The organism is Peribacillus muralis (assembly GCF_001439925.1).
GTDB lineage: Bacteria > Bacillota > Bacilli > Bacillales > DSM-1321 > Peribacillus > Peribacillus muralis.
In genome coordinates this window covers 1-13,126 of sequence record NZ_LMBV01000044.1, presented here as the reverse complement: position 1 = coordinate 13,126, position 13,126 = coordinate 1, and the positions used below count along the sequence as shown (strand labels likewise).

Genomic DNA, 13,126 nt, shown 5'->3' with positions numbered 1-13,126 from the left:
TTAATAGTGTGTGCTCACTTAAAATTTAACGTTGGCGCTTTGTTTTGTTCAGTTTTCAAAGAGCAATTTTTGTCGTTACTTCGTAAGCGACTTTGTTATCTTATCATCTATCGAATCTAATGTCAACGTTTATTTCAACATTGTTTTTCGATCAGTAGTTTATGTAATGCTGTCGTTGTTGGCGACTCCTAATATATTATCAGCTTGATTTGATTCCGTCAATGATTATATTATGTTTTTTTAAAAAACATTTATTGTATGAAAAACATAGGTAAAAACCCCATGGGAATGTCCCTGAGGTTTTCATTGAAATGGTACCGAAGCAAACCTATTAAATGACCCAATACTCAATGGCGGCCAACGCTGCAACTCCCGGAATTCCTAACAGGCCCGCCACTGCCGAGGTAACTGGGTTGATGGGTACATGAATGCCCGCTTGATTCCCAAGGGTATTCAAGAAGAACAAAAAGGCTGCCCCAATAATGATTTTAATCATTACCTGTCCGATCAACCGGACAGGTCTTAGCGGCGCCCCGATAATGAGCAACATTAAGATCAGGCCGCCAATGATGGCAACAAAGACAACAGGTTCCAATTCCATTCCTCCCCGCAAGCTTGTACTACACTTATATGAAGAGATGAATGGAATAAGAACTTAATCCAAAAAAAATGGCTATGAAGCACAAGCTTTCATAGCCATCCCCGCATCATCTTTTAATGCGGACGTTCCTTCTTTTTACTTCCCTAAACAAATAGAAATATTTCACTTCCGCGAGTCTCGCCTGAGCGACTACTTCCTCGGATGGATCCACGCTTTTTTCAAGCAGTGACTTTTGGTTATGCCAATTCCATTTCAATTGTTCCAGCTCTTTCATCAATGACTCATTGAATTCATTTCGAAGCCTCTTTTTTTTTCGAAAGAACAAGTGAAGTCCTCCCAGCTATCTTATATTTCTCTTCTTCCTTCTATTGCTTTTGATAGCGTCACTTCATCCGCATACTCCAAATCCCCGCCAACAGGGAGACCATGGGCTATGCGGGTTACTTTGATCCCCGATGGCCGAAGCAGCCGCGAAATATACATGGCGGTCGCTTCACCTTCAATGTTAGGGTTCGTCGCCAAAATGACCTCCAGCACCGTTTCATCTTGCAGCCGCTTCAATAAATCAGGAATATTTATATCTTCCGGACCGATTCCGTCCATCGGTGAAATACTGCCATGCAGTACATGATATAAACCATTGAATTCTCTCATCTTTTCCATTGCTATTACGTCTTTTGGGTCCTGAACAACACAAATCAGGCTTCTATCCCTTTTTTGATCTTCACAGATATAACAGGGATCTTGATCTGTAATATGGCCGCAGACTGAACAATACATGAGATTCCGCTTAGCGTTCACGAGTGCTTTTGCAAAATCCAAAACAGTATCTTCCTTCATGCTCAGTACATGAAAGGCTAAGCGCGCAGCCGTCTTTGGCCCAATCCCCGGCAATTTCATAAAACTATCAATGAGCTTGGAAATTGGTTCTGGATAATGCATCGAATTCCTCCTAAAAATTTCAAAAGAAACTTCCTGAAAGGAAGTTTCTTTTAAACTTGCTTAAAACATACCTGGAAGGTTCATCCCTTTAGTGAATTGTCCCATCGTTTGGTTTGTCAGTTCATCAGCCTTTTTAAGGGCATCGTTAGTTGCAGCCAGCACTAAGTCTTGAAGCATATCGATATCATCAGGATCGACAACTTCCGGCTTGATGATGACATCGACTATTTCCTTATGGCCTGTCACGAATACCGTTACCATTCCGCCGCCTGCAGTGCCTTCAATCTTTTTTTCACCTAGTTCTTCTTGTGCTTCCGCCATCTTCTTTTGCATCTTTTGCATTTGTTTCATCATATTTTGCATATTACCGCCACGCATACCCATTTTCCAAACCTCCAATTATTCTTTAATTTCGAGTAAATCATCGCCAACTAATTTTCTAGCCTCTGCGATAAAAGGGTCTTCTTCTTTTGAATCCGTTTCTTCTGGACCGTCAAGCTGCTGTGTTGAAATGAAGTCCTCCCGCAACCCTTGCCACTGACTCTCGGGAACACCGGCTATCTCCATTCGGTGACCTGTCAACTGCTGCATGATCGAGGCAATCACTTCTACGAAACGGTTATTTTCCATTGCCATTTGGCAGTGGATATCATATTTGAATTTTACCACAAAAGCTTCAGTTGACGCAGCAACAGGTTCCGCCTCAGACAATAAAGCTGCCAAAGACTTTTGGTTTTGTATGCCTAACTGTTCGAGCACTTCCCCCCACTTGCTTTTGACGGTATTAAGGTCCTGCTTCGTAGCCTGTTTCAAAACTTGATTGATCTTGCCGGCAGGTGCTTTATACGCTTTTTTTACGGACCTTTGCGTTTTCGGCTGTTCTGCAGGTTTATCAGTCATGGCCGCGGGGATGCCATTTTTCTGCATTTCCAGTAATTTCGACTCCAGCTCCTCAATTTTCAGCTGCAATTGCTGAAGCTGGCCATTATCGAATGGATTCGTTCGCTGCTCATTGCATAGCTTTACCAGCGCCACCTCAAGGAAAATTCTTGGATGGTTTGTCCATTTCATATCCTGCTGAGTTTGATTGAAACTCTCAATAATGGAGTAAATCGTTTCCGAAGCTATCAATTCTGCCAATTCTTTAAATTTTGGATCTATCAATACTCGCTCGAAGGACTCTGCCAGAGCTGGTGCAGTTTGATACAAAAGCATGTCACGGAAGTAATAAATCATGTCTTCGATGAACCTGGCCGGGTCTTTTCCCATTGCCTGCAATTCCTCAAGAACCTCAAGGGCCACTGCCACTTCTTTATCATATATCGCTTTTGCCAGCCGACTTAAAAACGCCTGCGAAACGGAACCGGTGACCGTCAATGCATCTTCCACCGTTACAGTCTCTGAACTGAAGGAAATCGCTTGATCAAGCAGGCTTAGTGCATCACGCATTCCGCCTTCAGCTGCCCTGGCTATGATATGCAAGGCTTGTTCATCACATGAAACGCCTGTTTCCGCAATGATCTGTGACATCCTGCCGACTATATCCTGCGGCTGGATCCTTTTAAAATCGAATCGTTGGCAACGTGAAATGATCGTCAGCGGAATTTTATGCGGCTCTGTCGTCGCCAAAATGAAAATAACGTGCTTTGGAGGCTCTTCCAATGTCTTTAGCAGCGCATTGAAGGCCCCTTGCGAAAGCATATGTACCTCATCAATGATATAAACTTTAAATGTGACCGCATTCGGTGCATATTTTACTTTATCACGAATGTCACGGATTTCTTCGACACCATTATTGGATGCTGCATCAATTTCTATCACATCTGATATGGAGCCATCAGTGATTCCGCGGCAGGTAGCACATTCGTTACAGGGCTCACTCGTCGGGGCTTGCTCACAATTCACTGTTTTGGCGAGAATTTTGGCAGCACTTGTTTTCCCTGTTCCTCGTGGACCGGAGAATAAATAGGCGTGCGAAACCTTCTGGGAGAGCAAGGCATTCTGCAACGTTTTGGTTACATGTTCCTGCCCGACTACATCAATGAATTGTTGTGGCCGCCACACCCGGTATAATGCTTGATACCCCACGGAAATCCCTCCTTGTTTTCTCCATCTTTTACATTATACATTACTGATTTCCTTAATTTCAAAGTCTATATCGAAAATTATGGAACGACTCTTTTTTTAAGAAACGCCAATCCGTGTACTTTCTTGGCGCAAAAAAAAACCCACTCGCTACGAATGAGTTTTTTGATTATGTAAAATAACTGCCGTGCACCTTCTGTCGATTAGCAGCCATAAGCGTTACTTAAGCAGTTAGCTCGGCCCAGGCAACCCTGCGGCACATGAGAACTTCCACTTAATGCTGCTTCCTTCCGGACCTGACATGGTTCATGGAGTCCCATTGCGCAGGACCCGGGCGTCAACACCACTTACTTAAGGCAGGCCCTACAGAATGCTAACCTCGAGAAGGAATTCAACCTCGCTAGAGCGGATTGCGAGTACAGGGCACCGCTACCTCCCCGTCTAGCACGGCAAATGTAATACCAATTTTCAAGCGTCTTAACGACGCATAATTCATTATACTAAGGTAACAAAAAAAACGCAAGTGTTCTTCATTGATCGGTTAAGTCCAAATGGAAAAGGCGGGTACATTTATTTTATTCGATACTCTTAAATGCCTTTTCCTTTTTCATAGCCTTCTTGCGATTCCTGAGCTCTTTAAAAAAAGCAGTCAATATCCCACCGCATTCTTCTCCTAATACACCGCTCGTTACCTCACATTGATGATTGAACCGTTGATCCTGGAGCAAATCCATGAACGTACCGGCACAGCCTGCCTTTGGATCAAATGCACCAAAAACGACCCGCCTTACTCTGGACTGTAGAATTGCCCCTGCACACATGGGACATGGTTCGAGAGTTACATACAAAGTTGCGTCCTCAAGACGCCAGCTGCCAGTGTTTCGGCACGCTTCATTAATCGCAAGCAGCTCCGCATGCGCCGTTGCATTCTGTTCCGTTTCCCTCAGGTTATGACCCGTCGAAACGACTTGATCATTTATTACGATTAAGGCACCAATCGGGACTTCATTCAACGCCTGTGCCTTTTTCGCTTCGTCTAAGGCTAAATTCATGTAATACACATCATCCTTGATAAAAAAACCCCCTCATATTAAGTAGGAGTAAACAGACAAATAAAAGACAAAATAAAGGTCATACTACTTATTCTAATGAATAGTAACGCAAGCTGCATACGAGCCGCAAGTAAATTCTCACAATATAAGGAGGATATAACATGAATCGACACAAATCATCGTCCTTCGCCTTGCTCATCATTGATATGATCAATGATTTTCAGTTCAAGCACGGAGATATGCTCCTTGAACATACCGAGCTTATCATCGATCCGATCTTGAAGTTGAAAAAGCAGATGAAAGAAAAAGGCTGCCCGATCATCTATATTAATGATCATTATGATTTATGGCAGGCCGATTTCGATAAAATAATCGAAAGATGTAAAAATGATGGCAACGCGCCATTAATCGAAAGGATAAAGCCACAGCAGGATGAGTTTTTTCTCATCAAACCGAAGCATTCTGCATTTTATGGGACAGCTCTCAACACACTGCTCACACGCTTGAAGGTAAAGACCTTGATCATCACAGGCATCGCCGGCAACATTTGCGTGCTATTTACGGCCAATGATGCCTATATGCGGGAATATCAATTATGGATACCCGAAGATTGCATCGCATCAGCATCAAAAGAAGATAACAATTACGCCTTAAAGATGATGGACCACGTCCTCAAGGCTTCCATCAGAAGGTGCGGGGACGAATAAGGAAAGGTAGTAATCCCACCTTCCGAAGCCCCCGTTAAACACTCTTGCATTCTCCTTCATTATTAACCTGACAAAAATATCACTAAAGTCCCGAGTCTGTGATACAATATCTCTTGGCTGAAAAACCTAATAAACTGGGAATTGCAGTTGATACCTCATCGAAGGAGGACAGATTGGATGAAATCCACCCCATTTATCACAGTCGAAGGTCCAATCGGCGTGGGAAAAACGTCACTGGCAAAATTTATAGCAAATCACTTTCACATTTCGTTATTGAAGGAAATTGTAGATGAAAATCCATTTCTAGGGAAATTCTATGACAATATTGATGAGTGGAGCTTTCAAACAGAAATGTTTTTTCTCTGTAACCGATATAAACAATTGGAAGATATCGAAAAAATGTACCTTACGGATGACCAAGCCGTGGTAGCTGATTACCATATATTCAAGAACTTGATATTTGCTGAGCAAACGTTAAAAAACGGACAATATGATAAATACCTTGAAATATTCAATATTTTAACACGGGATATGCCCAAACCTAATATGGTTATTTATTTACACGCAAGCCTCGATACACTTCTTTCTCGAATCGATAAAAGGGGTCGTGAAGTCGAAAAAAACATCTCGTCCATTTATTTAGAGCAGTTATCTGCCGATTATCAGACATTCATGGAAACATTCGAGAGAAAACACCCTGACATACCTGTTCTTACCTTTAACGGCGATGAACTGGATTTCGTCGGGAACAAGGATGATTTGAACACGATAATCAAACAAATTGAGAATGCCCTGCAAAAAGGAGTAAAGTCAAATGAACTTACGAAAGAAATATAATATTCCAAACAACGCCGTCATTACGATAGCAGGGACGGTTGGCGTAGGAAAATCGACCATGACAAATGCATTGGCAGATGCCCTGCAATTCAGGACATCCTTTGAAAAGGTTGATACGAACCCCTACCTCGATAAGTTTTACGATGATTTTAATCGTTGGAGTTTCCACCTGCAAATCTATTTCCTCGCTGAACGTTTTAAAGAGCAGAAAAAAATCTTTGAATATGGGGGAGGTTTCATCCAAGACCGATCCATCTATGAAGACACTGGGATATTTGCAAAAATGCATTATGAAAAAGGAACAATGAACGAAGTGGACTATGAGACTTACACAAGCCTTTTCAATGCGATGGTAATGACTCCCTACTTCCCACATCCTGACTTGCTGATTTATCTTGAAGGCTCACTGGACGATATCCTTGAACGGATCCAAGAACGGGGAAGACCGATGGAGCAGCATACGCCCATTGAATATTGGCAAGAGATGCATGGCCGATATGAAGAATGGATCGATCAATTCAATGCATGCCCTGTCCTTCGCTTGAACATAAATGAATATGACCTCATGCAGGATGAAGCAAGCATTGAACCGCTGATAAAGCGAATTGCCGAATATATGGAGCAAACCAGGTTATTGCGAAATAGATAATTGAATGGCACCTCGTTATCATTAGATGAAACCTAATGATAACGAGGTGCTTTTTTGGCTGCGAGTCATAGGTCGGTTCGTAGGAAGACTTAAGCACCACCCATTTTCAAGTCAATAATGACTATTCATAAGGGCAGGCAAATAATATAGTAGAAAACAAAAATCCCGTTACATTTCTGTAACGGGATTCATCGATATCCAATTTATGCGCTGTGGTTATTAATAAGTTNNCCCCGCGGGATTTGACTCCCCTGTCGGTTTTCAAGACCGATCCCTTCAGCCGAACTTGGGTATACCTCCGTATCAACATTTATTATAATACATCGAAATAAAATCAAAGTCAAGAATTCTCGAACATTTTTTTGAAATAATTTTAAGCGGAAATAAAAGGATGATCAGCCTCTAAAAAAAGAGGCTGATTCCTTTGGTTGGGAGAAGTTTACGGTTTAATGACTTCCACACCGCGCATATATGGACGTAATACTTCAGGAATGATTACACTGCCATCTTCCTGCTGATAATTCTCCAAAAGAGCTGCCACTGTACGCCCAATCGCCAAACCAGAGCCATTTAAAGTATGGACATGCTCCGGTTTTCCTTTTGCATCACGTCTGAAGCGAATATTGGCCCGTCTAGCCTGGAATGCCTCAAAGTTACTGCAAGAGGAGATTTCACGATACGTACCATAGCTCGGGATCCAAACCTCGAGATCATACTTCTTGGCAGCCGTGAAACCAAGATCGCCTGTGCACATGCTCAGCACTCGATATGGTAGACCCAGCAATTGCAGGACTTTTTCTGCATGACCGGTAAGGGTCTCCAACGCTGCATAAGAATCTTCCGGCTTCACGAATTTCACTAATTCAACCTTGTTGAACTGATGCTGACGAATCAGCCCGCGGGTATCTCGTCCGGCAGATCCTGCTTCAGAGCGGAAAGATGCGCTGTATGCCGCATAGCTGATTGGCAGATCGTCGCTACTCATGATTTCATCACGGTGATAATTCGTCACTGGTACTTCAGCTGTAGGAATCAAGAAGTAATCTTCGCTTTCAATCCGAAAAGCATCTTCCTCGAATTTAGGCAATTGACCAGTTCCGGTCATGCTTGCACGGTTAACCATATATGGTGGCAGCATTTCCTCGTATCCGTGTTCTTCGACATGAAGATCAAGCATGAAGCTAATTAACGCACGCTCCAATCGAGCACCTAGGCCCCTGTAAAAAACAAATCGGCTCCCAGTTACCTTTGCTGCCCGTTCAAAATCCAGGATGCCTAGATCTCCAGCTACATCCCAATGCGGTTTAGGTTCGAACTTAAATTCCGGCACTTCGCCCCATTTGCGGATTTCGACATTGTCATCTTCCGTCTCGCCCACCGGCACACTTTCATGAGGGATATTCGGGATGGACAGCAATAACGTGCCTAATTGGTCTTCCACTCCACGAAGCTCATCATCGAACCCTTTGATTTGATCGCCAACTTCACGCATCTCGGCAATCAACTGATCCGCATCTTTTTTCTCCCTTTTTAGCACGGCCACCTGCTGTGACACTTCATTTCTTTTGCTTTTCAATTTTTCTGTTTCGGCAATTAGCGTGCGGCGCTTCACATCAAGCTCCTCGAATTTACCTAAATCGGTTAAATCTTCTCCTCTGAATTGCAATACTCGTTTTACTTCTTCAAAATTATTTCTGACATATTTTAAATCCAACATCTTTTAGTTCCTCCTTATTACTTTTATGATCTATAAAAGAACGCAAAAAACTCCCGTCCCCTAAAGAAGGGACGAGAGTTAACCCGCGTTGCCACCCTAGTTGAAGGCATATGAAAATCGCCTACCACTTACCAAGATAACGGCTTTTAACCGAGAGTAATTACTGACCTAAAAAGGCTTTCCATACTCTGCTCCAGGAGGGATTCACAAAATTCTCACACCGATTTCCACCAACCACCGGCTCTCTTCAGAAAGAAATAGTTGTTACTGATTCCTGTCATTGCTTTTCTTTATATCAGATTGTTTTCCATAATGTACTATAATTTTATACATTACGCAACACTTTTATACACGATTATTAAAACCAGCCTTTTACAGTAGAAGCTACACTGCTCCAGACATCCCCGAAGAATCCGCCAACTGCCCGCATCGATAATACGAACCAATTTGCTTTTTCTACCGTTTCGGCAGCTACAACATTAACTTTCGTTGAATTGCCGGTAATGTATCCGTAATCCTCACCCTTTTTGGGAGTGACCGTGATGTAGCCGAGCTTCTCACCTTTTTTGATTGGTGCCGTTAGCTTACCAGCTTCGTCCAATTTGTTTTTATCAATAACTAGATCGGTTTTATAGTTATCTTTGCCGCCATTTTCAACTAGCAGCTCGATTGCTTTTTCTGATTCGATCTTGATGCTTTTTTCCTTCCCTTTAACAACTGAAAGGGTTTCTTTCCCTTTCACCTGATACTTCGCTGGAAGGACTTTTTCCTTTTTGAAGGTTGAATACGCATAGTTCATCAGCTTGGTGCTATCGGCAAAACGTTCATTTTTATTAGTGGACTTCATGACGACCGTGATATAGCGTTGACCATTCTGTATAACCGTTCCTGTATGGCCATAACCAGCATATTCAGTCGATCCCGTTTTCAGCCCATCCACACCTTTGTATTCAAATATCAGGCCTGGCAGCATCCAGTTGAAGTTCGGATATTCTTTTCCATCACGAAACTTCAATTTAGAAATACTGGCGATTTTTAAAACTTCAGGATAATCGTTGATTAAACGATAAGCAAGTAGAGCCGTATCCTTTGCTGTCATGACATTTTCATCATCTGCACCGCCAGTAGGGTATTCACCTAATAGATCGGTATTATTCAATCCGCTGGCATTGACGAATCTATGGTTTTTCAAGCCTAATTTTTTAGCTTTTTCGTTCATTAATTTAACGAAACTCTTTTCACTTCCGGAAACTAACTGTGCCAAAGCCACTGTCGCTGCATTTCCCGAATAGACAGCCATAGCTTGATAGAGTTCCTTAACTGTATAATCCTCACCTTCCGTCAAACCAACATTCGACAGATTCGGTGCTTTTGATAGATCGTGCACATACTTATTGATTTTTACTTTTTGATCCCAACTGATTTTCCCGTTTTTGATTGATTCCATTATGATGTACTCAGTCATCATTTTTGACATGGAAGCAATACCCAATACTTTATCGGCATTTTTTTCGTACACGATTTGACCCGTTTTTCCATCAATTATGATGGCTGCTTCAGCTTTTAAACCTAAATTATCAGATTCAGCAGCAGCTTCCCCCGGTTGATAGGCAAATTGCGACATAACAAGAACAAAAACAAAAGTGAAAATGAGGGTAATCTTGCTGATTTTTTTCAATTTCAAATACCTCCAACTTTTAAGCTAATCTCTATAACAAAGAAGAATCTTTATGTAATTCCCTTGACACCTTGTCTAGTTTATCACAGAAAAAATAAAAAAAATAGACAGAGTAATCGAGGACTCTGTCTATTTTCACAATAAATTTCAATGACGATTAGATGTTAAATGTATTACAAGGAATAGTTCGGTGCTTCTTTAGTTATTTGGACATCATGAGGATGGCTCTCTCTTAATCCGGCACCAGTCATTTTCACGAATTGGGAGTTTTCCCTCAACTCTTCCAATGAACCTGTCCCGCAATATCCCATACCAGAGCGAATGCCACCTAGCAGTTGGAAGATGGTATCGGATAATGGTCCTTTATATGGAAGGCGACCTTCTATGCCTTCAGGAACGAATTTCTTGTTATCTTCTTGGAAATAACGATCTTTAGAACCCTTTTCCATGGCCGCTACAGATCCCATGCCGCGATATACTTTAAAGCGACGACCTTGGAAGATCTCCGTTTCACCAGGGCTTTCAGTTACACCGGCAAGCATGCTGCCGAGCATGACTGCATGTCCGCCTGCCGCTAGCGCTTTAACGATATCTCCAGAGTATTTTATCCCGCCATCGGCGATGATCGTTTTACCATATTTTCTTGCTTCCGTCGCACAATCGAAGACTGCCGTGATTTGAGGGACACCTACTCCGGCTACAACCCTAGTCGTACAGATTGACCCAGGTCCGATTCCAACCTTCACAACGTCGGCTCCCGCTTCGATCAATGCTTTCGTTCCTTCCGCAGTTGCCACGTTACCGGCAATGATCGTTAATTCAGGAAATGTCTCACGAATCTCCTTCACCACATCCAGGACACCAGCTGAGTGACCGTGGGCAGTATCAAGGACAATTGCATCGACGTGGGATTTAACAAGCATTTCTACACGCTTCATCGTATCTTTGGTCACGCCGACAGCAGCACCTGCAAGTAATCTTCCTTGCTTATCTTTAGCCGAGTTAGGGAACTCGATGACCTTCTCGATATCCTTGATCGTAATGAGACCTTTAAGAACACCATGGTCATCTACAAGAGGAAGCTTTTCGATTTTATATTTTTGAAGAATTTTCTCTGCTTGTTCCAGGTTAGTTCCCACAGGCGCTGTCACAAGATTTTCTACCGTCATGACACTGGAAATCTTCAAGGAGAAATCGGAAATAAATCGCAAGTCACGGTTAGTAATGATACCAACAAGCTTTCGATCTTCAAAATTGTTAACGACCGGTACACCGGAAATTCGATATTTGCCCATTAAATGCTCTGCATCAAAGACTTGATGATCTGGAGTTAAGAAAAACGGGTCGTTAATAACGCCGCTTTCCGAACGCTTTACTTTATCGACTAGCTCAGCCTGTGCTTCAATCGACATATTTTTATGAATGATGCCCAGTCCGCCCTGACGAGCCATGGCAATGGCCATCTCAGCCTCCGTCACGGTATCCATTCCTGCACTGATGATAGGAAGGTTAAGCTTTAAATTTTCGGCTAAACTGACTTGAAGATTAACATCTTTCGGTAAAACCTCTGATTTCGCTGGAATTAATAGGACATCATCAAAGGTTAAACCCTCTTTTGCAAATTTATTTTCCCACATTATTTTCCCCTCCTGCTTAAAAATATTATTTGTAGGTTATCAATAGGACATACTACTGTCAAGAAGGCAATTAAATGTTAGATTATTCTATTAATTTGAAGGAGAGGCTGCAATGCCTGAAAACAATGATAATTTCGATAAATATACACCTTTTTTTTCCGCATCTTCCTCACAACTTTTTTTACGAAAATGTTACAATCATGAAAAAATTGCAGATGCAGAAATGAAGAGTTACGAAAATTGTTATCCATTCATATATCACCTGGAACATGCCAAAACTTATTATAATCAGGCTGCCATAGCTCCGCTATCGATACAGCCAATTCTCTGCTTTTATGGGTTTGCTCAGCTGCTAAAGGCATGCCTGCTCACGATTGATCCTAACTATCCTGAATCGACTTCGTTACTTGCGCATGGAGTCACGACAAGAAAAAGAAAAAAACAGCAATACGAGTTTTTAAAAGACGAAGTGAAAACCCAAAAAAATGGCCTTTTCACCTGTATTTCCGAGAAAATGTTCCGGATCAGGCATCTCGAAGGAGAAAAATATTCAATGGGGACGCTCTTAAAGGAAATCCCAGATATGCATAATGCTTCATGGGTTACCCCCCAGAAAAACTTCATCGCACTCTTGCAAACTGCAGATGGATTTCAATTACCGCAATCCGTATTGGATAAATACCGAATGTCCAGCAGCCGATTGGAGGAATTTTTAAAATCCAAAACAAATCAAATGTACCATATTAGCGACGGTTCTGGAATCATCCTACTAAAACCTGCTAGCAGTTTAATGCATAATGCCTCTTCTCCAATTCGTTATAACCTTCAAGAAGGAAGGTTTATGCTATCGCTCAATAAGGATTCGCCGGCCTTTTCATTACCTGAAATTTTGATACATTATTTAATCTCTTATAATCTTAGTATAATAGCTCGTTATGAAACTGAATGGTGGGCAGAACTGCTGAAAACCATGCCTAATGATGATTACCCCTGCATTGCGCAATTCCTTAAAATAAGCCAAGCTAAGGTACCATCGCTAATATTCGAATGGTTGAAATCCGAACGAATCGGTTGTTGATCATGCAGGCTAATTAGCAACGGTCCGCCAATGCGAAAAAAGACCAGCCAGATTGGCTGATCTTTTTTATAATGGCTTGGCGACGTCCTACTCTCACAGGGGGAGACCCCCAACTACCATCGGCGCTGAAGAGCTTAACTGCC

At 42.2% G+C, this 13,126-nt stretch carries 13 protein-coding genes, 1 other RNA gene and 1 other annotated feature; of the genes, 4 read left to right on the top strand and 10 right to left on the bottom strand.

All coding sequences use genetic code 11. The annotated features are described in order from the left end of the window. Positions 1-331: 331 nt before the first annotated feature. The 7 genes from ASU00_RS23465 to tadA form a co-directional block, all read right to left on the bottom strand. Positions 332-595 (bottom strand): pro-sigmaK processing inhibitor BofA family protein, encoded by a 264-nt coding sequence (locus ASU00_RS23465; protein ID WP_057915855.1) that lies wholly within the window; start codon positions 593-595, stop codon positions 332-334. Between the two features lie 112 nt (positions 596-707). Continuing rightward, positions 708-926 (bottom strand): YaaL family protein, encoded by a 219-nt coding sequence (locus ASU00_RS23460; protein WP_057915854.1) that lies wholly within the window; start codon positions 924-926, stop codon positions 708-710. Between the two features lie 20 nt (positions 927-946). After that, on the bottom strand, positions 947-1,543 hold the full coding sequence (gene recR / locus ASU00_RS23455; RefSeq protein ID WP_034316264.1) for a recombination mediator RecR: 597 nt from the start codon (positions 1,541-1,543) through the stop codon (positions 947-949). A gap of 60 nt (positions 1,544-1,603) precedes the next feature. Continuing rightward, a complete protein-coding gene (locus ASU00_RS23450; protein ID WP_057915857.1) occupies positions 1,604-1,921 on the bottom strand; it encodes a YbaB/EbfC family nucleoid-associated protein in 318 nt (105 codons plus the stop codon). A 21-nt stretch (positions 1,922-1,942) separates the two neighbouring features. Continuing rightward, entirely contained in the window at positions 1,943-3,631 is a 1,689-nt protein-coding gene (gene dnaX, locus ASU00_RS23445; RefSeq protein WP_057915853.1) for a DNA polymerase III subunit gamma/tau, read from the bottom strand. Positions 3,632-3,813: 182 nt separating this feature from the next. Next, an RNA gene (gene ffs / locus ASU00_RS24860) (signal recognition particle sRNA large type) lies at positions 3,814-4,078 on the bottom strand. 125 nt (positions 4,079-4,203) lie between these two features. After that, a complete protein-coding gene (gene tadA, locus ASU00_RS23440; protein ID WP_269085358.1) occupies positions 4,204-4,701 on the bottom strand; it encodes a tRNA adenosine(34) deaminase TadA in 498 nt (165 codons plus the stop codon). 140 nt (positions 4,702-4,841) lie between these two features. On the opposite strand from tadA, the gene ASU00_RS23435 reads away from it, so the two are divergent. The 3 genes from ASU00_RS23435 to ASU00_RS23425 all read left to right on the top strand — a co-directional run bounded on the left by ASU00_RS23435 (position 4,842) and on the right by ASU00_RS23425 (position 6,873). Further along, positions 4,842-5,387 (top strand): cysteine hydrolase family protein, encoded by a 546-nt coding sequence (locus ASU00_RS23435; RefSeq protein WP_057915851.1) that lies wholly within the window; start codon positions 4,842-4,844, stop codon positions 5,385-5,387. A gap of 177 nt (positions 5,388-5,564) precedes the next feature. Then, a complete protein-coding gene (locus ASU00_RS23430) occupies positions 5,565-6,224 on the top strand; it encodes a deoxynucleoside kinase (RefSeq protein ID WP_057915850.1) in 660 nt (219 codons plus the stop codon). Continuing rightward, positions 6,202-6,873, top strand: a complete 672-nt coding sequence (locus ASU00_RS23425; RefSeq protein ID WP_057915849.1) for a deoxynucleoside kinase — start codon at positions 6,202-6,204, stop codon at positions 6,871-6,873. Before ASU00_RS23430 ends, ASU00_RS23425 begins: the two co-directional genes overlap by 23 nt. A gap of 439 nt (positions 6,874-7,312) precedes the next feature. On the opposite strand, the gene serS is transcribed toward ASU00_RS23425, so the two are convergent. The 3 genes from serS to guaB all read right to left on the bottom strand — a co-directional run bounded on the left by serS (position 7,313) and on the right by guaB (position 11,905). Beyond that, complete coding sequence (gene serS / locus ASU00_RS23420; protein ID WP_057915848.1) at positions 7,313-8,590, bottom strand: serine--tRNA ligase; 1,278 nt, start codon at positions 8,588-8,590, stop codon at positions 7,313-7,315. Positions 8,591-8,654: 64 nt separating this feature from the next. Further along, positions 8,655-8,880 (bottom strand) — a binding site (T-box leader). 68 nt (positions 8,881-8,948) lie between these two features. Further along, positions 8,949-10,268 (bottom strand): D-alanyl-D-alanine carboxypeptidase family protein, encoded by a 1,320-nt coding sequence (locus tag ASU00_RS23415; RefSeq protein ID WP_236712826.1) that lies wholly within the window; start codon positions 10,266-10,268, stop codon positions 8,949-8,951. 173 nt (positions 10,269-10,441) lie between these two features. Beyond that, the gene (guaB, locus tag ASU00_RS23410) at positions 10,442-11,905 is read right to left on the bottom strand and encodes an IMP dehydrogenase (RefSeq protein WP_057915847.1); all 1,464 of its coding nucleotides are present in this window, start codon (positions 11,903-11,905) and stop codon (positions 10,442-10,444) included. A gap of 112 nt (positions 11,906-12,017) precedes the next feature. On the opposite strand from guaB, the gene ASU00_RS23405 reads away from it, so the two are divergent. Beyond that, positions 12,018-12,983, top strand: a complete 966-nt coding sequence (locus ASU00_RS23405; protein ID WP_057915846.1) for a YaaC family protein — start codon at positions 12,018-12,020, stop codon at positions 12,981-12,983. The last annotated feature ends 143 nt before the right edge of the window (positions 12,984-13,126 follow it).